Below are 25,447 nucleotides of genomic sequence, written 5' to 3'. Positions count from 1 at the left end.
CACGAGTGATGTGCCGCTGCATAGGGCATCAAAATTAAACCTGCAATATCAATGTTTTATATCGATTCTAGACTACTGACGGCGATGGCAGGCGACGCTCCCGCCCGAAACGGGCGATCATCCGCACCGTCGCGATGACGGCGATCGCGGAAATCGCGGTAGCGATGGCGAACAGCCAGCCATAGCCCAGCGCGTCCGCCAGTCTGCCCGCCAGCATCGAGCCGGCGAGATAGACCAGGAGCTGCGCGCAGGAGAGGATGGTGAAATCGGTGCCTGGCTGCTCGGAGGTCGTCACCGACATGAACAGCGAATAAAGCGCGACGATCTCCATATAGCGGATCAGCGTCTGGAAACCGGCGGCGCCGAAGAGCGGCCAGGCTCCAACGACGACGCCGAGCGCATGCGCCGTGAACAGCAGGAAGCACAGCGTCCGCATGCCGCCGAGCAAAGCGAGCACGACAGAGAGCCCGTGTCGCTTGACCATCCAGGCTGCCAGAGCCGAGCCGGCGAGCCCCGCCGTCGTCGCCGAAAGCCCGGAGAGATAGCCGATCTGGTCGAGCGGAATGCCGGCATCGACGAGATAGGCCCCCTCCATCGCCTTCACCAGCCCTTCGCTCGCGCGGTAGATCAGCGCGATCCAGAGGATCTGGCGCGCCTCGGGGCGTTTCAGGAAAGCGCGGATCGACGGTCGCGCGACGGCCTGCCCGGCCACGGGATCGTCCTCGCGCATCATCGCCGCGGCGACGAGCGGCAAGAGCGAGACCGCCGCGATGGTCACGAGCATCCCGGTCCAGCCGACATGGTGGTAGAGCACCAGCCCCAGCGTACCGCCGATCACCACCCCGAAGGCGACCGAGCCGCCCTGGATGGCGTTGCCGATCGGCCGATCCTCCTCCGGCAGATATTTTGCCGCATAACCATCCGTCGCGATATCCTGCGTCGAGATCAGCACGGAGGCGACGAAGCCGATCGCGACGATAGCGCCGACCTGCGTGGGCCCCGCCGCGATCAGGGCCAGGATGGCGAGGATCGTCAGGCTTTGCGTGATGAAGACCCAGCCGGCCCGATGCGCCCGCGCGAAGGGGCGGATGCGGTCGATCCAGGGCGCCCAGAGGAACTTGATCACCAGCGGCAGCAGCAGGATGCTCATGGAGCCGATGGCGGTGCGCGAGACGCCGAGCTCGCGCATGATCGGCGGCAGCGCCGCGACGAAGAGATAGGATGGGATCGCCTGCGCCAGATAAAGCCCGCCGAGCACGGCGAAGAGGCGATAGCGGCCGCCCCTCGGCGCCGCGCCGCTCTCCGCTGCCGCCGTTCCCGACCCCGCCGCGCTCATGTCGCCCTCGCCTGTTCCAGCAAGAAGGCGCGGCCGACCGCTTCGTCGCGCTCGGCGACGATCGGAAAGGGCCAGAGACGGCGGAAAATCTCGGCCGTCTTCTCCTCCGCATCCGGCCTGACGATCGCGCAGGCCCGGCAATAGCGCCCGACCCGCTCGCGCGTCGCCTTGAACCAGAGCGCCTGCTCGCGCTCGCCGGCCTGCGAGAGTGCCCGCCCGCCGCCGAAGATCGTCAGCAGCGTATAGGGCTCCTCGCGCTGGCCGATCTGGTGGAGCGCGTCGAGATAGGCGCGCTCGTCCCGCGCGTCATAGGGCGGCATGAAGCGCAGCGTCACCACCGCATCGGCGTCGATATCGAGGCTGACCATCGGCGCGCAGCCTCAGAAAGTCTTGCGGAAGCCGAGCGTGACGGTCCGGCCCCAGCTATAATTCGCCAGATTGCGGACCGAGGTCGCGGTCGGGTTCTGGTAGTTCCGGTCGAACAGGTTGTTCACCGCGACATAGGCCTCGCCCTCCCAGATCGGGGCGGTGAGTGCGGCATTCATCGTCGCCGCGCCCTTCAGCTTGTAGCGCGTGCCGCGCAGGTCGATGGCGACGTCGCGGTCCGAGAAGGCCTCGCCCTCGACCCTGAGCTGCATGCCGTTCACGAAGCGATAGCTGCCATAGAGCATGCCGCGCCAGGGCGAGCCGATGCGGTTGTTCGGCAGGTTGCTGTCGAGCTTGCCGTCGCCATTGGTGTCGTAGCGACCCTCGCGATAGGAGATCACCGTGCCCATCGTGAAGGCATCGGTGACGGTGACGTCGCCGGTCGCCTCGACGCCCCAGATCCGCTCCTTCTGCTGCGACATGGTGTTGGTGACGGAATCGAAGGTGACGCCGTCGTCGGAGGTGCTGATGAAGCCGGTCAACGAGCCCTTGAAGCGCTCATAGCTGCCGCGAATGCCGAGTTCGTAATTGTTCACGATCTGCGCCTTGGGCGCGATCGCGGCATAGCTGATCGTCTGCCGGCTGGCGGGCAGGCAGTTCGGCGCCTGCAACGGGCAGGCATAGAGCGTCGAGACGCCGGCGCGCCGCGTGAAGGCGCCGACATCGGGCAGCGCGAAGCCCTGCGAGAAGCCGCCGAAGATCTCGCTGGTCTCCGAGAGCTTGATCGTCGCGCCGATATTGGCGGTGAGCGCCGAATAGTCGAAATCGCCGCCGGTCACCTTGAGCGCCGGCAGGACGAAGGCCTGGTAGCCCTGCGCATTATTGGCGGCGACGGCGGCATAGGCGGCCGGGCGCGTATAGTCGCTGACCGAGAGCGAAAAATGCTCGTAGCGCAGGCCGCCGCGCAGCACGATACGCTCGCCGACCGGGATCTGGAGCTGGCCGAAGCCCGCCGCGGTCGTCTGCTTCAGCGGGGTGAAGACATCCTGCCCGCTGGTCAGCGTCTGCCAGGTCTTCTCCTGGATGAGGTCCCCGCCCCAGGTGAATTTCGCGCCTGGCAGGAGTCGGTCGAGCGGCGTGTCGATGGTGACGTTCACACCGCCGCGCTGCGAATGGAGCGTCGTCTGGTTGTCCGGGCTCGTCGGCGAGAGCGGGTTGAAGGAATAGTAGACCTGGGTGTTGTACGGATACGAGAAGGTCGAGAAATTGAAGCGCTTCTTGATGTCGTTGTAGTAGCCGAGCACGCTGAGCTTGCCGAGCGCGAAATCATCGTCGCTATAGCGCAGCGAGACGGTCTTCGTATCCTCCAGCACGCTCTGGCCGGTATAGGGCTTGGTCAGGTCCGGCCGCGCGAAGGGCGGGGCGTAGTTCGTCAGATATTTCGGGTCCTGGTCGAAGCCGATCCAGGAGGCGTTGAGTTCGACACGCTTGCCCCCGGCGAAGTCGTAGCCGAGCTTGGCGAGCAGGTTGCCGGCCTTGTAGCGATCGCCACCGCCCTGCCCGAGCAGCCCGTCCGAGGGCAGTTCCCGCCCGGCGCCGTCATAGGTCCGGCCCGCCCCGCGGATCTGGCCTGAGAACAGGTAATCCACCCCTTCCGGCACCTTGCCCGAGACCGTCACCGAGGCTTCCGGCGCCAGCGAGCGGCCGATGTTCTGGGTGAAGGCGCGGATCGCCGTGTTGACCGTCACCCGCGGCTTGCCCTCGACCGCCTTCCTGGTGATGAAGTTCACCGTGCCTCCGGTCGCCCCCGCGCCATAGAGGCTGGAGGCGCCGGCGACGACCTCGATGCGCTCGACCGTGTTGAGATCGATCAGCGAGAGGATGCGCGAGACGTCGCGCAGCGGCGTGTTCATCGGCACGCCGTCGATCATCACCAGCAGATCGCGGCCGCGATAGTTCTCCGAGGCGCTGGAGACCGTCTGCGTCGACATCGAATAGCCCGGCACCAGCTTGCCGAGCACAGCGGCGGCGTTCGGGCTGAACTGAAGCTGCTCCTCGATCGCCTTGCGCTCGATCACCTGGATCGATTGCGGGGTCTCGGCCGTGCTGCGCTCGGCACGGGCAGCCGTCACCGTGATGGTGTCGAGATCGATCGTGGCCGGCGGGGGCGCCTGCTGCGCGAAAGCGGGCGATGCGACACAGAGCGCCAGAAGGCTGCTGGCAAGGGGAGCGAACTTGAACATCTCGGCACCTGTCGGTGAAGGTTCTCGGATCTGCGCCGCCGGGCAGCGCCATGAATCCGAAGTTGATCTAGTCTTTTACGTGAACTCTGCCGGCTGTTTAGAAATAGAATAAACTGTGAAATCGCATCTTTATCACCGTCCATTCCGCGTAAGCGTGCAGCGATTGATCGAATGCTCTATCTTCCGCTACAGGATTTAATCTTGGACCTGTGCGAACGCCGTATAGGACGGAAGCGAACTGAAGCATCGAAGACGATGGATGTAGTCGCCACGACACAGCCCGAAGCCGCGGATGCCGGCGCCGGCGATGCCTTTTCACCGTTCTGGCTGATGTCGGACGGCATCGCCGAGGCAGAGGCGCGCGCGATCGCGCACAAGATTCTGGGGCGCGTTCTCGGGCGCCGCGATCTCCGCACCGAGCCGGCGCTGCCTTTCGGCGCGCGCTGCGTCCTGACCACCCGGCCGGATATCGGCCTGATGTCCTGTTTCGAGCCGGCGGCCCGCTGGCTTTGGCCCGTCGCAGGCGCTGTCGATCTACCGCGCTATGTGCTGGTCAGGCCGGCCGATGGCCGGGCCGTGATCGAGCAGGGCGAGCGCCGGCTGTCATTGCGTGCCCGCGAAGCGGCCATTCTCGACCTCGCCTGCGAGACGCGCTTCCGCCTGCCGCAGCTCGGGCGGATCGACCTCATCGCCCTCGACGCCGGGCGGTTGCCCGCCTTGACCTCGGCCGATGCGGCCGCGTTGATGCGACCGATTCCGCGCGGCAATCGCGGCCTGCAGGTTCTCGCGCATTACGGTGCGCTGCTGCTGCGCGGGTTGTTCCCGCTGAACTCGGCCGCGCTCCGGGATCTCGCGATCGGGCATGTCCATGACCTGGTCGACGTCATGATGACGGATCGCAGCCCGCCCGGCACGCCCGCCACGGCGGACAAGCGGGCGGGACGGCTGATGGCGATCAAGGCGGATATCGAGGTCAGGCTGGAACGGCGCGACCTGAGCCTCGAGATGATCGCGGGACTTCACGGCGTGACGCCCCGCGCCATCCAGAAGTCCTTCGAAGCCGAAGGCAGGGCCTTCTCGGAATATGTTCTCGAACGCAGGCTGGAGCGCGCCTGGCTCAGGCTGGTCGCGGCGGACGAAGCCCGGCTCTCGATCAGCGGCGTCGCCTTCGAGGTCGGCTTCGGCGACCTGTCCTATTTCAACCGCAGCTTCCGCAAACGCTTCGGCTGCTCGCCATCGCAGGCGAAGGCTGGTGCGGCGCAGAGCGAGGTTCCGTAGCGACGGCGCCAACGAGCGATGGCCCCAGTGGTCATCGCGGACTTGACCGCGATCCATACCGGAGCGCTGCCGAAACGAGGCGCGAGCACGCCGTTGGGCGGCCTGCTCCCATCTTGTCTCTCTCACATTTTGAATCCCGAGCGAATATCGAGCGAGCCCGCTTCCTTTCGTCATGAGCAAAATCTGTCGACATCAAGAAACCGTGGAACGAATGCTTCATTCGATTGTATTTAGAGCAATTACAAACAAGAGAATTGCTTTGCGGAACTGTGACCGCCTGTGTTAGCGCGGGGCCGTCTTCACTGATGGATCCCCTCCCATGGCCGCTTCCCGCTGGTTCCGCCGCCTGACTTCGGCGCTCACGCTCGGCATGGCGCTCCTCGGTGCCGCCACGGCCTGGGCGGAGACCATCGAGGTCACCGATCTCGCCGGCCGCGTCGTCAAGGTGACGCGCGACCCGCAGAAGATCGTCCTCAGCGAAGGCCGCCAGCTCTACACGTTGGCGATGCTCGACCGCGACGATCCGTTCAAGCGCGTCGTCGGCTGGGGCAACGACCTGATCGCCAACGATCCGGGCGCCTGGGCGAAATATCTGGCCAAGTTCCCCAAGGCCAAGGACGTGGCCGATATGGGCAACCCCTACGCGTCCGATGTCAGCATGGAGAAGATCGCCGCGCTCGGCACCGAGGTCTACATCCTCGACCTCTCCAACTATTTCAAGGCGCAGGAGACTGGCCTGCTCGGCAAGCTCGAGAAGGCCGGCATCGCGACGATCTTCGTCGATTTCCGCCAGGACCCGACCCAGAACGTGCTGCCGAGCGTCCAGCTGCTGGGCCGCGTGCTCGGCCGCGAGAAGGAGGCGAACGCCTTCTCCGACTACTTCCTGCAGCAGACCCGGCGCATCTATGCCCGCGTCGGCGCTGTTCCCGACAAGAAGAAGCCGCTGGTCTTCATCGAGCGCGCCGCCGGCCTGCTGCCCTGCTGCGCCACCTTCGGCGCCCTCAATTTCGGCCGCTTCATCGAGGAGGCCGGCGGGCGCAACTGGGGCAGCCAGTTCTTCACCGGCTTCCAGGGCGATGCGGCGCAGGAGAAGGTCCTTTCGGACAACCCCGACATCTACTTCCTGACCGGCGCCAACTGGTACGGCAGCAATCCGGGCAGCAGCGCCGTCAGCCTCGGCTATGACGCCACGCCCGAGAAGGTCCAGAAGGAGATCTCGGCCCTGATGAACCGGCCGGGCTTCCAGCAGCTCAAGGCCGTGCAGGGCAAGAAGGTGATGGCCTTCTACCACCAGTTCTACGATGCGCCCTATTACTTCGTCGCCGAGCTCGCCATGGCGAAGGAATTCTATCCCGATCTGTTCAAGGACGTCGATCCGGAAGCGGTGTTCAAGGAGTTCCACGAGAAATTCCTGCCGATCTCCTATTCCGGCCTGTTCTGGGCGAAGCTGCAGTGAAGAGGTAAGCGGCGATGGCCGCCGTCATGCCCGCCACAGTGCCTGCCGCCGCGGATTATCGCAGGCGCAATGCGCGCCGCCTGCAGCTCGTCCTGTTCGGGTTGCTGGCGCTGACCTTCGCGCTGGCGCTCGACGTCTCGATCGGCCCGGGCAATCTGCCGCTCGCCGACGTGCTGCGGACATTGCTCGACCCGCAATCGGCGACGCCACGCCTCTCCGTCATCGTCTGGGATCTGCGCCTGCCGATCGCGCTGATGGCGCTCGCCGTCGGCGCCATGCTGGGCCTGAGCGGTGCCGGCATGCAGACGATCCTCTCCAACCCGCTGGCAGACCCGTTCACGCTCGGCGTCTCCGCAGCCGCCACCGTCGGCGCCTCCGTCGCGATCGTCTTCGGCTGGAGCGTTGTGCCGGGCGCCGGCCCCTTCATCGTGACGGCGAACGCCTTCGTCTTCGCGCTCGGGGCCTCGCTGATCCTGTTCTTCATGACCAAGCTGCGCGGCGTCAGCGCCGAGACCATGATCCTGGTCGGCATCGCCCTGCTCTTCACCTGCAACGCCATCACCGCCCTGCTGCAATATCGCTCGAACGAGGTGCAGCTCACCCAGATCGTGTTCTGGTCCCTGGGCAGCCTCGCCCGCGCGACCTGGACCAAGGTCGGCGTCGCCGCGCTGCTGATCGCGCTCGCCCTGCCTTTTTTCCTGATGCGCGGCTGGGCGCTGACCGCGCTCCGGCTCGGCGACGAGCGAGCCGAGAGCCTCGGCATCCGCGTCGACCGCCTGCGCCTGGAAATCCTGATCGCGACCTCGCTGCTCGCGGCGGTTTCCGTCTCCTTCGTCGGCGGCATCGGCTTCATCGGGCTCGTCGGCCCTCACATCGCCCGGCTCCTGGTCGGCGAGGATCAGCGCTTCTTCCTGCCGGTCGCGACGCTGGCGAGCGCCACCCTGCTTTCGCTCGCATCCAGCCTCTCGAAGGCGATCACGCCCGGCGTCATCTACCCGATCGGCATCATCACGGCGCTGATCGGCGTGCCCTTCTTCTTCAGCCTGGTCATGTCGATCCGCAGCAGGGGAGCCTGAGCATGGCGCTTGCGATCCGCGATCTCTCCTTCCGGTACGGCGCCGCCCCGGTGCTGGAGCGGCTCTCCACAGGCGCATTGCCGCGCGGCGAGTTCACGGCGCTGGTCGGCCCCAACGGAGCCGGCAAGTCGACGCTGTTCCGCTGCGCCGCCGGGCTGCTCAAGCCCCAGCTCGGTTCCGCCACCCTCGACGGCGCCGATCTCGCCCCCCTGACGAGTCGTGAGCGGGCGCGCAAGATCTTCTACCTGTCGCAGGATACGCAGGCGCGCGTCGCGCTTTCGGTCTTCGACATCATCCTGCTCGCCCGCAAGAGCCTGCATCGCGGCTTCGCGCTGGCGGCCTCCGCGGACGACATGCGCGCGGTCGAGGCGGTGATCGCCGAGCTGGGCTTGGGCCCCTTCGCCTCGCGCGACATCGGCACGCTCTCCGGCGGCCAGCGCCAGCTCGCCGCCATCGGCCAGGCACTGGTGCGCGAGCCCGACGTGCTGCTGCTCGACGAGCCGACCAGCGCGCTCGACGTGCGCCGCCAGCTCGACGTGATGGCGACGATCCGCGAGGCGACGCGCCGGCGCCATATCGTCACGATCACCGCCATCCACGACCTCTCGCTGGCGGCGCGCTTCGCCGACCGGGTGCTGGTCATGAATGAGGGGCGCATCGCACAGGCCGGCCCCCCGGCCGAGGTGCTTGCCCACTCCGCCGTTTCCGAGACATATGCGGTCGGCGTGCATCTCGAACGCTCGGCACGCGGCACGCTTCTGGTCGAGCCCTATATCCAGGTCGATTGAGCCATGTCAGCCCCCACCCCCCAGGACAATTTCTCCCTCAAGGAAGAGATCCGGGCCTATTGGTCGGCGCGGGCCGAGAGCTTCGACCTCTCCTACGGCCATGCGATCAAGTCAAACCGTGAGCTTGCCGCCTTCCAGCGGCTGATCCGCGACTCCTTCGGACCCGCGCCGCTCGACGTGCTCGATCTCGCCTGCGGCACCGGCGAGATCACGCGCGCCTTGCTGTCGCTCGGCCACCGCGTCACGGCGCTCGACTTCTCCGAGGCGATGATCGCGCGCGCCCGCGCCAAGCACGGCAATGCCGCGCGCATCCTGCTCGGCGACGCCGAAAGGCTACTCGACGACGATGCGAGCTATGATGCGCTGATCACGCGCCATCTCGTCTGGACGCTGACCGATCCCGAGGCCGCCTTCGCCGAATGGTTTCGCGTGCTGAAGCCCGGCGGCCGGCTCCTGGTCATCGACGGCGACTGGGTCAACCGCACCCGCTGGCAGGCTCTCGTCAACCGCTTCGGCACCTGGCTGCGCGAGCGTCGCGGCGCGGCCGTGCACCAAATCGACGCCGACACTCACGCCTCGATCACCAGCCGCTTCTATTTCAGGGACGGACTCGGACGGGAGCGTCTCGAAGCCATGCTGACGGCCGCCGGCTTCACCGGGATCACGCCGGCCGACTACCATCAGGTCGTGCGCGAGCAGCAGCGGGCAGCCCCGCTGCACGACGCGATCCGCCTCGCCTCCTCGACCCGCTTCGCGCTGGTCGCACGCAAGCCCGGCGGCGCGGCGCGGTAACGGCCACCGGTCCGCGCCGCGCATAAACAAGTCGGACCTCGCAACAGGGTGGGGTTTGCTCTATCGGTTTAAATGTTTCGCAATGGCGCCGCCCCCATAAATGGGGCGAATCTCGCTGCCTGATCCAGAGTCGCCCGTGCCGCTGGACTACCATTCGCTGCTGACGGCCTTCACCCTTTCCGGCTGCGGATTGGCGGCCGCGTTCCTCGCAAGCTGGCTCGTCTCGCAAAAGGAACGCTTCCTGATGGCCTGGACCATCGGCGTCTCGCTGATGGCGCTCGGCGTACTGGTCTATGGCGCCTATGGAAAGACGATGTCCCCGGCGCTCGGCGCCACCGGCTATACGATCCTGCTGATCGGCCTTGCCTTCGTCTTCGGCGCCGGCCGCGAGTTCCGCACCGCAATTCTGCCCTGGCGCGGCATGGTCGTGATGGCGGTCTCCTCCTCCGTCACCATGGCCGTTCCCATGCTCGCCGGCTACAACGGCATCGCGATCCTCATGCTCAATGTCGCGGCGACGATCATCCTGCTCGTCACCGCCTGGGATTACTGGCTCGGCCGCGCGGAAGCCCGGCTGATGATCGCGCTGCTCACCGCCCTCTATGTCCTGACCGGGCTGTCTTTCGTTCCCTGCGCCGTCCTCCTGCTGCAGGACGGCCAATGGGTTCTGCCGCAAATTCCGGCGAACTGGGCCGAAGACCTCAATATCGGCATCTGCCTGACCACGCTTGCCGGCATCGGTGCCCTCTCGCTCGCGCTCAACCAGGCGCGGCTGGCGCGTGGCCACAAGCGCGACGCGGAAACCGACCCCCTTACCGGCCTGCTCAACCGGCGCGCGTTGCTCGCTCGCCTGGCAGGCGAGATCAAGGGACCGGCCGCGCTGGTCGTCCTCGACGTCGACCGTTTCAAGATGATCAACGACGCCCATGGCCACCTCGCCGGTGACGACGTCCTGCGCGCCTTCGGCGAAATCCTGACCCTCTCTGCGCGCCCGCAGGATCTGGCCGCACGGCTCGGCGGCGAGGAATTCGCGCTACTCATGCCCGGCACCTCGCTCGTCTCCGCCGCCATTCTCGCCGAAGGCATCCGCACGCGCCTCGCCAAGCGCGATTTCACCGGGAGCGCCGGCGCGTTCGACTGCACCGTCAGCGCGGGCGTCGCCCATACCGAAGACAGCGTCATCGACTTCGACGCCTTGCTGCACGACGCCGACAAGGCGCTCTACGCGGCAAAGCGCAATGGCCGCGACCAGGTCGCGATCAGCTCGGACGAAGCGGAGTTCCTGGCCCAGATCCGGCCACTGCCGGACGGCCAGCGCGGCTCCGCCGACATCGTCAAGCTCAGGACGGGCTGAGACGCCGCCGCAGCGACCTTCTCCCCCACAGCCCGCGCCGGCCCCACCCGGTACAGGCCGCGAGCCCGGTTCTGGCGCTCGCGAGCGGCGGCGGCAGACACGAAGCCGGGCCTGTCCGCCTCAGCTCGAGCCGAAAGACGGCGATGGGAGCCGCGACCAGCAGCTCCAGGAACGGTCTGTCCGTTCGTCAGGCGGCCTGGGACTGCTCCTGCGGCGCCAGATAGGCATTCTCGAAGGTCGTCATCACATGCGCGACCATGTCACGGGCAATGTGGAGCTGATCGTCCTGGAAGGCGATCGGCCGCGGCGAGTTGAGCACGATCTCGTAGCTCGGGAAGTAGTCGACGAAATCGTGGCGCCGGAACAGCTCCTCCGCCACCGCCCGCAGCACCGATTTCGAGGCGCTGTTGGCGACGATGACGTCGGCGTCCTTGAAGGTCGCGCCGAACGGCACCGGCGAAACCGTGACGACGAAGCGCATCTCCGGATGGCAATGCTCGCGGATCAGCCCGATGATCTCCTCCATGTCGGCGAGCGTCGCGTCGTAGCCGTAGTCCACGAAGCGGAAGCGCTCCGGCATCCGTTGCAGCCAGCTCGGCCCGGGATGCGCATTCATGGCGATGCCGGTTTCGGCGTCGAGCCAGGTCTCGGTCAGGCCGAGCGTGAAGAAGCAGACGCGCGCCTGCTTGATCTGGGCGGTCGCCGCGGCGAGGCGCTTGCGGTTGGCAAAGGCGTTCTCGCGATCGAGCAATCGCAACCCGCTGGCTTGCGGATCGAACCATTGCCCGGGCGCGAGCTCGATCAGCCCATCGTCCGGATAGCTTTCCCCGAGCAGGCTGCGCTTGAGCTCGTGTGTCATCGAGCGCACCGAATACTTGTTCAGCGCGCCCCGGCTGAGCTGGCCACGGTCGGCACCGCCGCCACGGCCGCTTTCCTCGTTCCAGCTCTCGAAATGCTCGGCCGGCACCCCGTGACCGTTGAGCAGCAGCTGCAGGCCGCGCATCATCAGGATGTTCTCGACCTCGCGCGCAAAGCACGAACCCATGGTGAAGATCGGCCAGGAGGGGTCGATCTTGAATTTCGGCTTGTGCTCGATGGCGAGGTAGGCGCCCGTGGTCAGGCGCTCCTTGGCCATCTTTTCCGGTTTGCCCGAAATCCAGCCGCGCACGGGGTTGCCGCGCATGATCGAAAGCGCCGTGCCTGCATCATATTCGATCTTCATGATCGTCTCCTGACTGGTGAGAACGCGTAGGCTTGCAGTCTTGGCTCTCCCGGCCTGCGGACCTGCGAGGCGGGCCGGCCGTGATCCCGCCCGGCCCTCACATCCGGTGGGGAATACCGTTCCGGTCGAGGAAATTGCGCATCCGGTCGTAGGATCCGGCATAGCTCTTCGCCAGGCCGTTCAGCGCCGCCTCCTGATAGACCGCGCGCCAGCCGCCCTCGGCCAGGGCCGCCTCCGGCACGACCGGGATCTTCAGCGTCTCGGCCAGCTCCTGGCTGCGCGTGTCATAGGCGACGAGCACGCCGGGCACGCCATGCGCGACGGCCGGCAGCACGCCGTGGACGCGGTAGCCGACAGCAAGGTCCTGCGAGCGGGCGAAGGCGTCGTAATGCTCGACATCGAAGAAGGAGAACAGCTGCTTCTCGTAAATCCGGCGCATTGGGGCGTCGTCCGGCCCGCTCCACCAGCCGGTCTTGACGAATTCGGCAACCGCCTTCTCCTTGGCCGCGACGTCGCGCAGGAAGAACGCCTTCTCCTCCTGCTCGCCATGCGAGGACATGACCATCTCGCTCTGGTCGTCGACCTTGAGGAGGGCGGCCTTCTGGTTGCGCAGATAGGCTTCCGGATCGGCGGTGTAGCTCTTGTCGGACTCGCGGCGCAGGCTGAACGCGACCTTGCGGATATCGCGCTGGTCGGGAACGCGGATCTGGAGCTCGCGGTTGCGGGTGCGGAAGATTGAGGGACACCCCACGACCTCGACATTGCGGATGCCGTTCTGCCTGAGGGTCTCGGCACTGAAGGCACCGCGCACGCCGATCGCTGCCGAGCGCTCGGCCACGATCGACCAGAAGCGCTTCGAAGCTTCGGGGAGCTCGATCCTGCGGTTCTGGCTCGCCTGAGCGCCGACGCCGATGGCGTAGACCGGCAGCTTCACCTTCTCCAGCACCTCGACGGCGCGGAACCATTCCATGCTCTCATGGATGAAGTTCGAGCCGCGCACGAAGATGAAATCGAACTCGTTGGCATAGCGCGCGATGTCGGCCTCGGTCGGCGCCATGATCTTCATCGGCTCCAGATGCGCATAGCGCAGGAGCTTCAGCGTCGAATCATAGACGATCATGTCGCCGATGTTGAAATAGTCGCTGAGCAGCTTCTCCATCGGCGCGCGGTACCAACGCACCTTGTCGTGGTCATAGACCTCGCCGGCCGGATAGATCACCAGCGCGCGCAGCTTGGTCTCGGTCGGTATCGGACGCAGATTCGAGCCGGGCGCGAGCGTGCCCGTCGCCGCATCGACTACCGCGATCGAGCGGAGGCGGCCCTCAGGCAGACGCGGCAGCGGAATCGCCAACTCGGCGACCGGCGCGTGGCCGGTCACGATCGCGCCGGGCTGGATCGTCGCGTAATCCTGCCCGTCGAGCATCAGCTTGAGCGCCGGCCAGCTCCCATCCGGCCGGCGGCCGACGGAGACGACGACCTCGCTCGTGGTCGCGCGCAGGATCTTGATGGCGTTCTCCAGCGAAACGGCGGAGACAGGCGAGAGCACGGGCGCGTTCATGGGCCCTCCTTGACGAAACGAAGTTTCAGGCGAACCAGATCGCGGTCGGGGCCGAGCTTGCAGCCGGTGACGTGCATCCGCGTCATGAACAGATAGGCGGTGTCGCCCGTCGTCTGGAAATTCCGCGAGCGCGATTGCGGGTCGGCGATGGCGCCATAACCGTAGCGCAGCCGGTCGCTGCAATCCTTGCTCCACATCGTCGGGTGCACGAGCAGCGTCTGCAGCGGCGACCAGTGGATCAGATCGTCGGACCAGCTATAGGCGACGCGGCCACCCGCAATGTTCTGGCGCGGATCCGGGCCGAGATGGAAGAGAGAGAGCCATGTCCCGCTCGCCTCATGCCGGGTGACGGAGCCGACCGTGGTCGGCAGCTCCTTGAGCGGCTGGCACGGCCGCGCCCGGCTCAGATCGTCGCGGTAGGGGTCGACTGCCGGAATCGTGAAGTCCTGCCCGTCAAAGGCGCGCCACGTCGTCGGATCCTTGATGTCCGTGGACCGGAACAGGCAGACGCCGCTCTTCTGGCCCTCGCCGCCGGTGGTCGCGATCAGCGCATACCAGGCGCCATCCTTCTCGACGATGTTCGAGGGGTTGAAGAAACCGCGATGCCGGCCCTGGTCGACATCCTGCCTGTAGGGGGGGGCCGCCACGAGAGGGCGCGGCTCGTCGGTCTTGAAGCTGCGCCCGCCATCATCAGACCGGGCGGCGGTGACGACGTTGTACCAGCAGCTCATCGCCTCCTTGAAGCGACAGGCCCCGGGATGCTTGTCGGCATGGTATTCGGCATGGATCAGCGCCTGGACATGGCGTCCGTCGTCGGTCCAGGTCGCGGCGATCCAGCTCTTGTCGCTGAACTGGCTGGGATCGGCGCTGTTCTTCGCCTCGAAGGAGACGGCGCAGCTCTTGCGGATCGAGGACAGGTCGGCCCCAATCAACGGGCGGCTGCGGTAATGGCTGGCGAAGGCGACGACCTCGCCCTTGTCGTCGCGGAAGGCACGCAGAGGCGCGTCCGGCAGATCCCATTCCTCGCAACGCTGGCGCGCCCAGGAGACGACCGTCTCCTCCTTCGCGTCGGGCGCGACCTCGAGCCGATAGGCAGGCGTCTGCGCCTCTGCGGCCAGAGGCGCCACCAGCAGCAGGAAAGCCGCCGACAGCGCGAGATGCGCGATGCGGGCGCCCCTCATGCCACCTTCCGCTGCGGCTCGGCCGCACGCGGCACCATCTTGTTGTCGACGCGGTTCTCGACGAGGAAGTCGCGCATCTGCCCGTAGACCTGGGCGTAAGCCGCGTTGAAGCGGTCGAAGCGGGACTGGTCCCAATACTCCTCCAGCCGGAAGTCACGGCCGGAGAAGACGTCCACGCTCGGGATCTTGAAGGTATCGGCGAACTCGACGGTGCGGCTGTCATAGGTGAAGTAGATCGACGGCGTGCCATTGGCGAGCGCCATCAGATTGCCGTGCAGCCGGTAGCCGAGCACGAGGTCGAGCCCGCGCACCAGTCGCTCATATTCCGCGACCACGTCGGAATAGAACATGCGGTTCCGATAAAGGCCCTCGACCTGCTCATCGAGATACCAGCTTGTCGCCCAGGCATTGTCCTTGAGCGCCGCCATGGCCGCGGCCTTCTGCTCAGGCGTGCCCAGCGCGAGCTTCTTCTCCTCGGCCTCGCCCTGCGACATCAGCGTGACCTCGAAGCGATCCGCCATCGCCTTCACCAGATCGCGGTGGAAGGTGAGATAGCGCTGGATGTCCTGCGCATAGGTCTTGGAAACCTCGCGCCGCAGCGTGACGCCAGCGGTCTTGACCTGGTCGAGCGGCGGCAAGCGGATCGCGAGACCGGGATTGTTGTTCCGGAACGCGGTCGGGCAGCCGATGATGCGGACATTGCGGATGCCGAGATCGTTCAGAACCTCGGCCGAATAGGTCCCGCGCACGCCGAGCGAAGCGGTCGAATCCGCGATCAGCTTGAGGACCGTCTTGGTATCCTCGCTCAGCTCCAGCTTGCCGCTGACCGGCGCCTGCGCGCCGATGCCGAAGGCGATGACCGGGATCTTCAGCCGGCGCAGCACGGCCGGGGCCTGTGCCCAGTCCATCTCCGCATGGACATAGTTCGAGCCGCGCAGGAAGACGTAGTCGTATTCGGCATTGAGCCGGTCGATCATCGCCGGGTCGACATGGTCGATCGGCAAGGTGTCGAGCGTCTCGAAATTGAGCAGCTTCAGCGAGGAATCGAAGACGAAGGCGTCGCCAATATTGTGATAGTGATCGATGTGGCTGGCGAGATTGGCATAATCGTACCAGCGCACATTGTCATGGTCGTAGACCTCCCCGGAGGGGCTGATGACGAGGATGCGGGCCATGGACAGGTCTCCCCTTTTGTCTCGTTATGGTTTCAGGCGATCATCGCCGCGGGGTCTTGCCGCGCCTGCGCGGGGCGGCTGCGTTCGGTGATGAGGCGGCGATAGAGATCGAGATGCGTCTGTGCGCATTCGCGATGGCTCATCGGCCGGGTGATGCCGCCGCGCAGGCGTTCCCAGAGCCCCGGCTCGGTCAGGGCGCGGACCATGCAGTCGACGAGATCCTCGGGGCTGCCAGCGCGGAAATGCAGGCCGTCGACCTCGTCGGTGATCTTCTCGGCCATGCCGCCGAGCGCGCTCGCCAGGATCGGGCGACCGTGGAAGAACGCCTCCTGGATCACGATCGGCGAGTTCTCCCACCAGACCGAGGGCATCACCACCCAGTCGACCGAGCGCATCAGGTTCGGCATCTCGTGGTTCTGGAAGGCGCCGCAGAAGCGCACGCGCCGGCCGGCGCTCTCGACCAGCTTGGCGAACTTGTCCTGATAGGCCTGCGGCTGGCGCTCCAGATTGCCGCCATAGACCAGCAGCATCGCATCCTCGCCCCAGACGGAATCGGGAATGCGCGTCACCGCGTCGATCAGCACGTCGGCGCCCTTATAGGGCGTGAGCTGGCCGAAATAGGCGAAGCGCGAGCGCCGCTCCTTGCCTTCGGGCAGGGGCCGCGGCGGGGCGGTGCTGGCCACGTCGATGCCGTTCTCGATCACCGAGAAGCGCTCCTCCGCCAGTCCCCAGCCGACATAGCGGTCGACGAGGAAGCGACTCGGCGAGACGAAATGGTCAGCCAGCCCCAGCATGCCCTTGATGAAGGTCTCGCGCGCCAGGAAGCGGGCCGGCGAGATGTCGGGAAAGCAGGCGTTGCAGTCGGTCGGCGAGGCCCGGTAGCAGAGCTTGAAGGCGCCGGTCTTCACCATCTGGCCGTGATGGTGGCAGATCGAGAGATATTCGTGGAAGGTGACCACGATCAGCGCATCGGGCAGCGCGTCGCGCACCGCGAACAGGCATTCGAGCCCGAGCCCGATGAAGTGGTGGAAATGCACCACATCCGGCTTCAGATCGTGCAGCACGCGGACGAAGTCGCGTTCGATCTCCTCCGTGGCGCGGTTGGAGATCAGGAAGTGATCGTAATCCTCGGCGTAGTAGAGCAATTCCCCGCCGCGCTGGCGCAGGCTCATCAGCGCCGTGCCGGCATGGCGTGGCGTCGGCGCGCCGACACGGGCGAGATAGTGGGAATCGATGCCCTCGCCCGCCTGCAGCCCCTTGTGCAGGTTGTAGGACGCCACCTCCGCCCCGCCCAGCGAGAGCGAGGGATGAGCGTGCGATATCACGAGAACCCGCATCCTCAGCCTTTCATGTTGGAAATCGCGAGCGCCCAGCGCCGGTCGAAGCTCGTCCGGTCCGCGAGCCTTGCCAGCGCGCCGGCATGCGGCGCAGCCGTCTCGATGTCGTCGACCGCGTAGACCTCGACGTCGGGCACCCAGAGCGAGGGCGAGCCCGCCATCCTGAGCTTGAGGCAGAGATCGAGCCCCTTCTCCGCCGTGGTGAAGTAATTGCGCGCGAAACCGCCGACCTCGATGAAAGCGGCGCGCGACAGCACGCAGCACTCGCTCGCCCCGGCCGCGACCTCCATCGGGCCGAGATTGCCGACCGCGTCGAGCGGATAGCCGACAAAGCGATTGGCGATGCGCCGACTAGCGCCTTCTCCCTCCAGCCAGGCGCCGGCCCAGCGGATGGAATCGTCCTCGAACAGCAAGGTCGGGCTGGCGACGCATTGCCCGCCACGGGCGCGATAAGCTCTTTCGAGCCGTCCGAGCCAGCCCGGCATCCGGATCTGCGCGGCCCCGGAGAGCAGCACGACCGTCTGGAAGCGGCAGGCGCGTACGCCTGCCTCCAGCGCGTCGCAGGCATCCTCGACGCCTTCGACCGCGACGAGGCGCACCGACAGCCCGTAGAAGCGCGCGAGCCGCCGCGCTTCCGCGCCGACGCGGTCGAAGCTCTCGGAGGGCGCCGCGATCGCGATCGGCAGCGGCCGGACTTCCGGATCCATCGCCAGCAAGGCGAAGAGCGCCGACAATTCGCGCTGGCGATGGTCCAGGCCGATGACGAGGCCGAGCGGCGCCTCCGCATCGAAGGGGCCGACATCGAGCGTCTCGACGGCGCGCGGCGGCACGATCTCGGCCGCCTGCAGGGCCGGCGCGATCTGGCGCTCGACCACCGCATTCGCCGTCGAGGAACGCGGGTCGAGCAGGCCGAGGACGCGCTCCAGCGCCCGCCGCGCCTGGGCGCGGTTCGGTTCGAGCGGCAGGAAGGCCGGCCCCGTACCCTGAACCTCGAAGGCGAGGTGGAGCGGCTGCCCCGGCTCCGGCAGGAGCTTCGGCGCGAAGACGATGAAGCCGTGGCTGTTGCGCCGCGCCGCCAGCGCCGGGCCGAAGCGCGGATCCTCCATGAAGGCGGCGGTGACGTCCGGGCGCTGCACGCGCGTCCAGAGCCGGTCGACGGCGCAGGACTGGCCGCCGCTGCGCAAGGTGACCGCATCGACCCGGCGCTCCGGATCGAAAAGCCAGCCGATGATCAGCACGCCGGTATCCTCGACGACCGTCACGGAGTCGATGCCGGCGCGCACCGGCTCCTCCAGCAGACAGACGGTGTCGCGGCCATCGAAGCGCTGCGAGGCACGCCTGAGCCTGTCGGTGGTGGTCTGGGGCGCCGTGCCGCGCGCCAGCCCGTCGCGCAGATGGCCGGGAACCGTGATCGGCTCGAGCAGGACGTAGCGCTCATAGACCTCGAGCGCCCGCCAGCCGTCGCTCCCGCGGAAATAGAGCCGCTCGATCTCGCCCGGCTGCTGGACCTGGCAATCCTCGAGCAGGCCGAAGAAGCCACGCGCGCCCTCCCCGAGATCGCCCCGCTCGAAAGTTCCGGCTTCGAGATGGGCCGGAGACAGGCCGCCATGCGCGATCAGGAGCTTGAGCCGCCCGGCGGCGAAATCGGAGGTCCAGCCCTGCAGGAAGATGCCGTCGCCCTCCAGCGCGCCCATCACCTCGACGAAGCCCCCGGGCCGCGCCACGGTCTGCAGCAACATCGCCACCGCCCTCAGACGACGGGGATTGGGCGCGCCGGTCAGCAGCACTTCAAGCAGGCCGTCGACCACGCTCGGAAAGGCCTGGCCCGCATCCTCGGCGAGTTCGGAGAGGAAGGTCTGCAAGGGCTGCGGCTTCGCCGCCAGGATCAGGCGCAGGGGACGGCCAGGGCGGCCGATCAGCAGGGCGCCGGTGCCGCTATTGTCGACGCTGGGCGCGGGCGCGAGGCAGAGGAAGCCGGTGGCCGCCAAAGGCTCGGCCCCGGGCCGGCGCCAGCTCAGCACCATGGTCTGGGCGCGGTTGCGCGGATTGCCGTCGACCGCGACCGGAACCTTGGCCGGAATGGCATCGCAGGCGCTGCGGACAAGAATGGCGTTCTCGCCGAGCGGCGTCCAGGCGACGATCGGCGCCGGGCTGACGGACGTCCTTTCCGGAACGATGACTTCGCTCATCGCCTCAACCTCCCCAGAGCGTCACGGCAAGCGTGGCGAAGGACATCACAGCGGCGAGCGTCGAGAGGAAGCCGAGGATCACCGTGACCTGCCGGAGCGGCGCGCGCGCCTCCTTGCGGATCGCCATGAGGCGCTCGTCGAAGGCGCGCAACGTGCCGTCGAAGCGAAGCTGGAAGACGTCGAGCTCGCCGAGGCGGCGCACGATCTCGCTTTGCGTCTCGGCCTCCACCTTGCTGGCCTCGGCGAGGGCGTTGTTCTCTTCGAGACGCGCCGCGATGCGGTCGAGCTTCTCGTTCAGCTCCTTCTGGACGAGCTGGGCTCGCCGGTTGAGCGCGATCAGCACCTCGACCTTGTCGAAGAAGCGCGCGAGCGGCACGGCGATCGCGGCCTCCGCCGCCAGCTCGTCCGCCGCCGGCAGGCGCAGTTCCAATTCGGCCCCGGTCGCCGGCGAGATGCCGACGACCTTGAGGCGGCCGCGTGCCGCGACCAGCCTTTCGTCGAGTTCCATGGAGAAGGCGTGCTTGCCGTCGCCGATGCCGTTGCGACGCAGATCGATGCGACTTTGATCCGCCTTGGCCTCCAAAGCGAGCTTGCCGTCGCAATAAAGCTTCACCGTGACGGCCTGGTCGGGACGGGCCTCGTCCCAGATCCAGCCATGCAGGCGGTTGCCGTCGAGGGCGTCGATCCGTCCGTTCAGCTTCGCCGGCTCGACATTCGGCGCGTCGACGCGCGGCAGCCGGAGTTCGTTGTTCTGGTTGGTCGCGGTCGTCATGCGGCCTCCGCGAGCTTGAGGCTGTCGAAGAGGGCGAGATGGCGGGCGGCGCATGCGGCGAGCGAAGGCTGCTCGGCGATGCCGTGGACGAGGCGCTGCCACAGCCCGGCCTCCTCCATCGCCCGGCGCATGGTGCGGGCGAGCGCGGCCGGATCGCCCGGCCGGACATGCAGCCCGTCGATCTCGTCGCGCACCATCTCGGCCATGCCACCGATATCGCTGACGATCAGCGGCCGGCGATGCTGGAAGGCTTCCTGGATGACGAGCGGCGCGTTCTCCCACCAGATCGAGGGCATCACCACCCAGTCGATCTCGGCCATCAGTGCCGGCACCTCGTCGCGGGCGTAAGCGCCGCAATGGGTGACGACGCCTTCGGTCCCGGCGAGCGCGGCGTCGAGCGCGCTGGTGAAGGCCTCGCTCTGGAACGGCGCGCCGCCATGGATGCGCAGGCTGAAGCCGCTCTCCCCCGAAGCCTGAAGAATCCTGGCCGCCTGCAGCAGCGGCAGCACGCCCTTCCAGGGATTCAGATTGCCGAAATAGCCGAAGCTGGCGCGCCGGCCCGTCGCGCGGCGGTGCGGAACCGGCTCCTGCGCCGGGCGGGCATTGGCGAAGACCTCGATCCTGTCGCCCGGCAGGCCCCATTCGATATAGCGCTGGCGCAGGAAACGGCTCGGCGCGACGAAATGATCGACCGCCGCCAGATGCGTCTTGATGAAGCGCTCGCGCAGCAGGAAGCGGTCGGCGCCGATCTCGGGGAAGCAGCCATGGCAGCCCGCCGGCGAGGCGCCGGCACAGCGCTGCCGGTCGCCGGGCCGCACCATCAACCCGTCATGATGGCAGATCGGATAGTAGTCGTGCAGCGTCATCACGATCGCCGCCCCCGGCAGCAGCCGGCGCGCCAGCGTCAGGAATTCCGCGCCGATCAGGGCGAGATGATGGACGTGGATCACGTCCGGGTGGAACTCGCTGAGCAGCGTCCCGAGGTCCTGCAACGTGCCGTAATGGTCGATCTGGCTCATGTGGAAGCGGTCGTAATGCGCGCTCCACAGCACCACGTCCTCGCCGACCGATTGCAGCGCCGTGCCCGGATGCGGCTCCCGATGAATCGTGTTGGTCGCGCCGAGGAAGAGCACCTCGCAGCCCTGCTCGCGATAGGCGCCCGCAAGGTCATGCGCGAAGATCTCGGTCCCGCCCGGATGCAGCGCGGGGTGGTTGTGCGCGACGACGAGGATGCGGCGGCTCATGGCCGGCCTCCCGGCTTGGTCGCGATCAGCACGTCCTGGTAATGCGCCGCGCTGATACCGCGCCAATGCCCTGGACGCAGGGCCTCGACGGTGAGCCCGGCCTGCATCGCCTGCTCCAGCAGGAAGCTCGCATCGATGCCGGCCGCCGCAAGCGGCGCCTCGTCGATCGCATACCAGCCCGGCCCGTCCTGCCAGCGCTTGAACGAGAGGCGCTCCTGGCCCGTGCTGCCGTCGATCGCAAAGGCGGTGAGGAAGAGCCGGCCGCCCGGCGCCAGCAGGCGCGAGGCTTCCTGCAGATAGACCACGAGCTCGTCGGGCGGCAGATGCGTCGCCACCGAGATCATCGTCACGAAGTCGAAGCTGCCATTGGCGAAGCCGAAGCGGACCTCGTTGCCCGGCAGCGACCCCTGCGGATTGTAGAGCGGGTGGGCGATGTCGAGGCGCTGGAAGCGGAAGCGCGGGTAGGCCGGCGTGATCGTCTGGGCGCACCAGAGGATGCCGTCCATCACCGGGTCGACACCGTCATAGCTGCCCCGTTCGGGGTCGAGATACTGCGTCAGCGGCACCGCCATGCGGCCGATGCCGCAGCCGATATCGAAGACGCGCTCATGCGGCATGAGCCGGCCGATCCGGACGAAGTGGCCGAGGAATTCGGCGCCGATGGCGCGATAGTCGCCATCGCCGACGAAGATCGAATCCGGCGGCGGATGCGGCATGAAGCGGTTGGTCTGGAGCCCGGCCAGCAGCCAGTCGAGCTCCGGCCCGGCCGGGGCGCTCGCGGGCGCCGGTTCGGGCGCGATCTGTCTCAGGGCCGTCATCGCCGTCATGCCGCGGTCGCTCTCCTGAAGCTGAAGCGGGGAACAAGGTCGGGTTCGCTCGGCGCCTGTGCTTGCAGCAGCGCGGGCTCGGCCGCCGAGGTCTCGAAGGCCTGCATCAGCGCGGCGATCTGCGCGTCCCAGCGCCGCATCTGCAGCCAGGCATTGTGCTGGGAGGCGGCGCCGCGCGTGTAATCGGTGCTCTTGGAGATCGACTGGCGCTCGAGATGGTAGAGCGCGACATCCGGCACATAGATGATGCCGAGGCCGGCGCGCCGGATCTTGAGGCACAAATCGCTGTCCTCGTAATCGCCTATCACATAGCTCTCGTCGAAGCCGCCGAGTTCGCCGAAGAGCTCGCGCGCCATGACGATGCAGGCGCCGGTGACGCCCGGCACCGGGCGCTCGACATTGGCCGGCGCATAGCTGCCCGGCATGCCCTTGAAGTAATGATGGTTGAGCCAGGTGCCTTTACTGTCGCGCTTGAAGAAAAGGCCGGCATGCTGCAGCGAGCCGTCCTCGTAGAGCAGCTTCGGGCCGACGGCACCGATCCGCCGGCGCTTGTCGAGCTTGGCGACCAGAGCCGGCAGCCAGCCATTGCCGACGGGGATCACGTCGGAATTGACCAAAGCCAGCGCCTCGCCGCGCGCCTGGCGCGCGCCTGCATTGCAGGCGGCCGAGAAGCCGCCATTGCGCCGCATCGCCAGGAGCTGCATCGGCAGGCCGTAGGCGAGATGCAACCCGCCCAGGAGATGCGCGACCTCGGCCTCATGTTCGGGAGAATCGAGCACATAGATCAGCTCGGCGTTCTCGGCGAACCAGGGATCGCCTGCGAAGGCCGCGACCTGCACGCGCAGGAAATCATAGACGCGGTAGAGCGGGATCACCACGGAGGCTTTCGGCCGGGCCGGGCCGCGGCCGAAGGTTTTGACCTCGGGCTCCGGCCGGTTCTCGCGCAACTCCTCCTGGCAAGCGGCGAGGATCGGCGCGAGCGTCTCCTCGAGCATCGCGCCGGTGAGATATTGCGGCGGGATCGCCGAAAGCGCCCGCGCGCGGATCGTGGCCGCGTCGGCCGGCTGCACGGGCGGGCGCAGCGTCAGCACCGTCCCCGATTTCAGCCTGATCTCGCAGCGCGGCTGCAGCACCGGCGCCCCGGCGGCATAGTCCGGGGCGAAGGCGGCGAAGCCGATGGCGGCCCGCGTCTCGCCTTCCGCCCCGCTCGGCAACCTGACCGGGAAGCGCTGGAGGCGCGAGAGCATGGCGATCGGCTCGCCGGTGCCGCGATGCAGCAGCACCTCCTCCAGGAGATCGTCGGGATCGCGCAGATAGCCGCCGATCAGCAGGCCCGCCCGGTTGCAGACCGCGAGATCGAGCTCGGCGGCGGGCAGATCGTCGTTGCGGCGGACATGCTGGACGGCGAGAGGCGCCCGGCGCTGCATCTCGACGGCGAGAAGCCGGCCCTGCTCGGACAGGCCGGCGAGCTGCTCGATGACCCAGTTGCGCAGGCCGTCGCGGCTCGCGGCCTTGCCGGCCCACCAGCGGCCGAGCGAGGGCGCCGCTTGCCGCCCGGGCAAGGTCCTGACCACGAGCGAGCGCTCGCTCTGCAGGATCAGCAGGCCGCCGCCGCGCACCGGCGGCTCCTCCAGTACGAGGTGAAGCTCGCGCTGGCCGTTGCGATCGGCTGCGCCGAGGCGCGACGGCAGCTCGAGGCGCGTGAGGCCGGCGCCGTCCAGGCGGAACGCCGTGCGCAGCGCGTCGAGATCGGCGGGGACGACGGTCTCGGACAGCCATCGGCCCTCGACCAGCGCCGCGCTGGGCTGCATCGCGGCCGGCTCGGGAAAGAGAGCCAGGAGAAGCTGGCGCAGAAAGGACAGGTAGCTCGGGACCGCGGCGAGGTTGAACAAGGGCGGCCAGGCCCGCACCAGCGCATTGGCGAGCGCCAGCCGGGCCCGCGGCGTGAGGTCCTTCAGGATGTCGTCGGGATCGGCCAGGCCGTGGACCAGCGCCGGGTCGAAGGCTGCCGTCACGTCGCCCTGCGGGCCGTGGTCGGAGAGGGTCGCGACGATGCTGTCATGGCCGGAGGAGCGGAAGGCGACGGCCAGCCTTTCGCGCCCGTCGCGCAGCCCCAGCGAGATCGAGGCCGCGGCGAGGCGCCGGCCGCCGCCCGTCAGCGCGATCGACGGCTTGCCGAAGGGCGAGGCTTCGAGCGTCCAGCAGAGCAGGAAGACCGAACCACCAAGGCGATGGAGCTCGAGCTGGGTCGGGGCCGCCACCGCCGTGGCGGCGGGCGCAAGTGAAAGCATGGGGTTCTCCTGCCGCACGGAGGGTCCCGGAGCGCTCGGCGAAGAGGGAAATCCACCTCCCGGGAAGCCGCGCGCTCCGGAGCGTTGTCGGGCGCGTCGCCTTCCGCCCGGCCGCTGCCGGCCGGACGGACACGCGCGTCAGGACGATCAGGCGATCGAGAAGTAGCTGTGCGGATCGGCCTGGATGTCCTCGGCGGTCACGCCGACGAGGGTCAGGGTGTCGCCATGGCCGAGATCGATGACGGTGTTGCCGCCGACCGTGGTCGCACGCGCCGCCACGTCCTCGGCCGTCGCCACGCCGGTGCCGTTGATGTCATGCGCGATCTGCAGCATGTCCGTGCCCGCCTCGAAATCGAGGACGACGTCGTTGCCGCCGCCACCGGTGAAGACGAAGACATCGTGTCCGGCGCCGCCGATCAGGACGTCGTCCCCGGCGCCGCCGAAGAGGATGTCGTCGCCCGCGCCGCCGATCAGCACGTCGTTGCCGTCGCCGCCATACAGAACGTCGTCCCCCTTGCCGCCCTGGAGAATATCGTCTCCCGCGCCGCCCTGAAGGACATCGTTGCCATTGCCGCCGGACAGGACATCATTGCCATTGCCGCCGAAGAGGATGTCGTCGCCATTGCCGCCGAAGAGCGCGTCGTCGCCCTCGTCGCCGTAAAGCACGTCGTCCCCTTTATCGCCGAAGATGAAATCATCCCCATCGCCACCATGAACGAAATCGTCGCCGTTGCCGGCGTGGATCACGTCGCTGAAGCGAGTCCCAATCAAAAAGTCGTCGAATGCACTTCCTTCGATCGTCGCCATTCGGCACCTCCTAAGCGATCTGGTGAACCCGGACTTGTCCGGAAATCCGGCCGCAAATCCTGTGTCCGGGAACGGTTCCGACAGCATCGCAAGCGTCACGCCGTCGCTCGAATCTTAGAGGATTACTCAATGCGTGCGTCGCAGCAAGCTTTTTA

The 25,447-nt window shown here is 67.4% G+C and carries 20 protein-coding genes; 6 read left to right on the top strand and 14 right to left on the bottom strand.

Annotation, left to right across the window (positions count from 1 at the left end; genetic code table 11):
• Positions 1-67: 67 nt before the first annotated feature.
• From IED13_RS16265 to IED13_RS16255, 3 genes are read right to left on the bottom strand one after another with little or no spacing between them, the layout of a single operon-like run.
• Positions 68-1,336, bottom strand: coding sequence for an MFS transporter (locus tag IED13_RS16265; RefSeq protein WP_191124781.1), 1,269 nt, complete (start codon positions 1,334-1,336; stop codon positions 68-70).
• On the bottom strand, positions 1,333-1,704 hold the full coding sequence (locus tag IED13_RS16260; protein ID WP_191124780.1) for a hypothetical protein: 372 nt from the start codon (positions 1,702-1,704) through the stop codon (positions 1,333-1,335). Before IED13_RS16260 ends, IED13_RS16265 begins: the two co-directional genes overlap by 4 nt.
• 12 nt (positions 1,705-1,716) lie before the next feature.
• The gene (locus IED13_RS16255; RefSeq protein ID WP_191124779.1) at positions 1,717-3,945 is read right to left on the bottom strand and encodes a TonB-dependent receptor; all 2,229 of its coding nucleotides are present in this window, start codon (positions 3,943-3,945) and stop codon (positions 1,717-1,719) included.
• Positions 3,946-4,200: 255 nt separating this feature from the next.
• On the opposite strand from IED13_RS16255, the gene IED13_RS16250 reads away from it, so the two are divergent.
• The 6 genes from IED13_RS16250 to IED13_RS16225 all read left to right on the top strand — a co-directional run bounded on the left by IED13_RS16250 (position 4,201) and on the right by IED13_RS16225 (position 10,689).
• A complete protein-coding gene (locus tag IED13_RS16250) occupies positions 4,201-5,223 on the top strand; it encodes an AraC family transcriptional regulator (RefSeq protein WP_191124778.1) in 1,023 nt (340 codons plus the stop codon).
• A gap of 319 nt (positions 5,224-5,542) precedes the next feature.
• Positions 5,543-6,679, top strand: coding sequence for an ABC transporter substrate-binding protein (locus IED13_RS16245; protein WP_191124777.1), 1,137 nt, complete (start codon positions 5,543-5,545; stop codon positions 6,677-6,679).
• A 14-nt stretch (positions 6,680-6,693) separates the two neighbouring features.
• Positions 6,694-7,755 carry a FecCD family ABC transporter permease gene (locus IED13_RS16240; RefSeq protein WP_210323633.1) on the top strand — a complete coding sequence of 354 codons (1,062 nt, stop codon included), beginning with the start codon at positions 6,694-6,696 and terminating at the stop codon, positions 7,753-7,755.
• Between the two features lie 2 nt (positions 7,756-7,757).
• On the top strand, positions 7,758-8,543 hold the full coding sequence (locus tag IED13_RS16235; protein ID WP_191124776.1) for an ABC transporter ATP-binding protein: 786 nt from the start codon (positions 7,758-7,760) through the stop codon (positions 8,541-8,543).
• 3 nt (positions 8,544-8,546) lie between these two features.
• Complete coding sequence (locus IED13_RS16230; protein ID WP_191124775.1) at positions 8,547-9,335, top strand: class I SAM-dependent methyltransferase; 789 nt, start codon at positions 8,547-8,549, stop codon at positions 9,333-9,335.
• Positions 9,336-9,471: 136 nt separating this feature from the next.
• On the top strand, positions 9,472-10,689 hold the full coding sequence (locus tag IED13_RS16225) for a GGDEF domain-containing protein (protein WP_191124774.1): 1,218 nt from the start codon (positions 9,472-9,474) through the stop codon (positions 10,687-10,689).
• Between the two features lie 187 nt (positions 10,690-10,876).
• Here the strand turns inward: IED13_RS16225 and IED13_RS16220 are convergent, their stop codons facing one another.
• From IED13_RS16220 to IED13_RS16170, 11 genes are all read right to left on the bottom strand, one after another.
• Positions 10,877-11,911, bottom strand: coding sequence for a GSCFA domain-containing protein (locus IED13_RS16220; RefSeq protein ID WP_191124773.1), 1,035 nt, complete (start codon positions 11,909-11,911; stop codon positions 10,877-10,879).
• 97 nt (positions 11,912-12,008) lie between these two features.
• Positions 12,009-13,469 (bottom strand): polysaccharide pyruvyl transferase family protein, encoded by a 1,461-nt coding sequence (locus IED13_RS16215; RefSeq protein WP_191124772.1) that lies wholly within the window; start codon positions 13,467-13,469, stop codon positions 12,009-12,011.
• Positions 13,466-14,650, bottom strand: coding sequence for a glycoside hydrolase family protein (locus IED13_RS16210; protein ID WP_191124771.1), 1,185 nt, complete (start codon positions 14,648-14,650; stop codon positions 13,466-13,468). The genes IED13_RS16215 and IED13_RS16210 overlap by 4 nt, the downstream gene beginning before the upstream one ends.
• Complete coding sequence (locus tag IED13_RS16205; protein ID WP_191124770.1) at positions 14,647-15,825, bottom strand: polysaccharide pyruvyl transferase family protein; 1,179 nt, start codon at positions 15,823-15,825, stop codon at positions 14,647-14,649. Before IED13_RS16205 ends, IED13_RS16210 begins: the two co-directional genes overlap by 4 nt.
• Before the next feature lie 32 nt (positions 15,826-15,857).
• Positions 15,858-17,162 (bottom strand): glycosyltransferase family 4 protein, encoded by a 1,305-nt coding sequence (locus tag IED13_RS16200; protein WP_191124769.1) that lies wholly within the window; start codon positions 17,160-17,162, stop codon positions 15,858-15,860.
• Positions 17,163-17,164: 2 nt separating this feature from the next.
• Positions 17,165-19,351, bottom strand: a complete 2,187-nt coding sequence (locus IED13_RS16195; protein WP_113252028.1) for a glycosyltransferase family 2 protein — start codon at positions 19,349-19,351, stop codon at positions 17,165-17,167.
• A gap of 4 nt (positions 19,352-19,355) precedes the next feature.
• Entirely contained in the window at positions 19,356-20,123 is a 768-nt protein-coding gene (locus IED13_RS16190; protein WP_051988016.1) for a hypothetical protein, read from the bottom strand.
• Positions 20,120-21,367, bottom strand: coding sequence for a glycosyltransferase family 4 protein (locus IED13_RS16185; protein WP_191124768.1), 1,248 nt, complete (start codon positions 21,365-21,367; stop codon positions 20,120-20,122). Before IED13_RS16185 ends, IED13_RS16190 begins: the two co-directional genes overlap by 4 nt.
• On the bottom strand, positions 21,364-22,194 hold the full coding sequence (locus IED13_RS16180; protein ID WP_191124767.1) for a class I SAM-dependent methyltransferase: 831 nt from the start codon (positions 22,192-22,194) through the stop codon (positions 21,364-21,366). Before IED13_RS16180 ends, IED13_RS16185 begins: the two co-directional genes overlap by 4 nt.
• Positions 22,191-24,485, bottom strand: coding sequence for a glycosyltransferase (locus IED13_RS16175; protein ID WP_191124766.1), 2,295 nt, complete (start codon positions 24,483-24,485; stop codon positions 22,191-22,193). Before IED13_RS16175 ends, IED13_RS16180 begins: the two co-directional genes overlap by 4 nt.
• A 147-nt stretch (positions 24,486-24,632) precedes the next feature.
• Entirely contained in the window at positions 24,633-25,292 is a 660-nt protein-coding gene (locus tag IED13_RS16170) for a calcium-binding protein (protein WP_038363243.1), read from the bottom strand.
• Positions 25,293-25,447 lie beyond the last annotated feature (155 nt).

Source organism: Allobosea spartocytisi (genome assembly GCF_014764685.1).
GTDB classification, from domain to species: Bacteria; Pseudomonadota; Alphaproteobacteria; order Rhizobiales; family Beijerinckiaceae; genus Allobosea; species Allobosea spartocytisi.
This window is presented reverse-complemented; position numbering and strand designations above follow the sequence as displayed.

What these genes read in the sequence shown, in the direction of transcription:
- IED13_RS16200 (WP_191124769.1), bottom strand. Translation starts at nt 17,162, where the DNA reads ATGCGGGTTCTCGTGATATCGCACGCTCATCCCTCGCTCTCGCTGGGC.
- IED13_RS16170 (WP_038363243.1), bottom strand. Translation starts at nt 25,292, where the DNA reads ATGGCGACGATCGAAGGAAGTGCATTCGACGACTTTTTGATTGGGACT.
- IED13_RS16220 (WP_191124773.1), bottom strand. Translation starts at nt 11,911, where the DNA reads ATGAAGATCGAATATGATGCAGGCACGGCGCTTTCGATCATGCGCGGC.
- IED13_RS16190 (WP_051988016.1), bottom strand. Translation starts at nt 20,123, where the DNA reads ATGACGACCGCGACCAACCAGAACAACGAACTCCGGCTGCCGCGCGTC.
- IED13_RS16235 (WP_191124776.1), top strand. Translation starts at nt 7,758, where the DNA reads ATGGCGCTTGCGATCCGCGATCTCTCCTTCCGGTACGGCGCCGCCCCG.
- IED13_RS16215 (WP_191124772.1), bottom strand. Translation starts at nt 13,469, where the DNA reads ATGAACGCGCCCGTGCTCTCGCCTGTCTCCGCCGTTTCGCTGGAGAAC.
- IED13_RS16175 (WP_191124766.1), bottom strand. Translation starts at nt 24,485, where the DNA reads ATGCTTTCACTTGCGCCCGCCGCCACGGCGGTGGCGGCCCCGACCCAG.
- IED13_RS16245 (WP_191124777.1), top strand. Translation starts at nt 5,543, where the DNA reads ATGGCCGCTTCCCGCTGGTTCCGCCGCCTGACTTCGGCGCTCACGCTC.
- IED13_RS16250 (WP_191124778.1), top strand. Translation starts at nt 4,201, where the DNA reads ATGGATGTAGTCGCCACGACACAGCCCGAAGCCGCGGATGCCGGCGCC.
- IED13_RS16210 (WP_191124771.1), bottom strand. Translation starts at nt 14,650, where the DNA reads ATGAGGGGCGCCCGCATCGCGCATCTCGCGCTGTCGGCGGCTTTCCTG.
- IED13_RS16180 (WP_191124767.1), bottom strand. Translation starts at nt 22,194, where the DNA reads ATGACGGCGATGACGGCCCTGAGACAGATCGCGCCCGAACCGGCGCCC.
- IED13_RS16265 (WP_191124781.1), bottom strand. Translation starts at nt 1,336, where the DNA reads ATGAGCGCGGCGGGGTCGGGAACGGCGGCAGCGGAGAGCGGCGCGGCG.
- IED13_RS16185 (WP_191124768.1), bottom strand. Translation starts at nt 21,367, where the DNA reads ATGAGCCGCCGCATCCTCGTCGTCGCGCACAACCACCCCGCGCTGCAT.
- IED13_RS16230 (WP_191124775.1), top strand. Translation starts at nt 8,547, where the DNA reads ATGTCAGCCCCCACCCCCCAGGACAATTTCTCCCTCAAGGAAGAGATC.
- IED13_RS16205 (WP_191124770.1), bottom strand. Translation starts at nt 15,825, where the DNA reads ATGGCCCGCATCCTCGTCATCAGCCCCTCCGGGGAGGTCTACGACCAT.
- IED13_RS16260 (WP_191124780.1), bottom strand. Translation starts at nt 1,704, where the DNA reads ATGGTCAGCCTCGATATCGACGCCGATGCGGTGGTGACGCTGCGCTTC.
- IED13_RS16240 (WP_210323633.1), top strand. Translation starts at nt 6,694, where the DNA reads ATGGCCGCCGTCATGCCCGCCACAGTGCCTGCCGCCGCGGATTATCGC.
- IED13_RS16195 (WP_113252028.1), bottom strand. Translation starts at nt 19,351, where the DNA reads ATGAGCGAAGTCATCGTTCCGGAAAGGACGTCCGTCAGCCCGGCGCCG.
- IED13_RS16255 (WP_191124779.1), bottom strand. Translation starts at nt 3,945, where the DNA reads ATGTTCAAGTTCGCTCCCCTTGCCAGCAGCCTTCTGGCGCTCTGTGTC.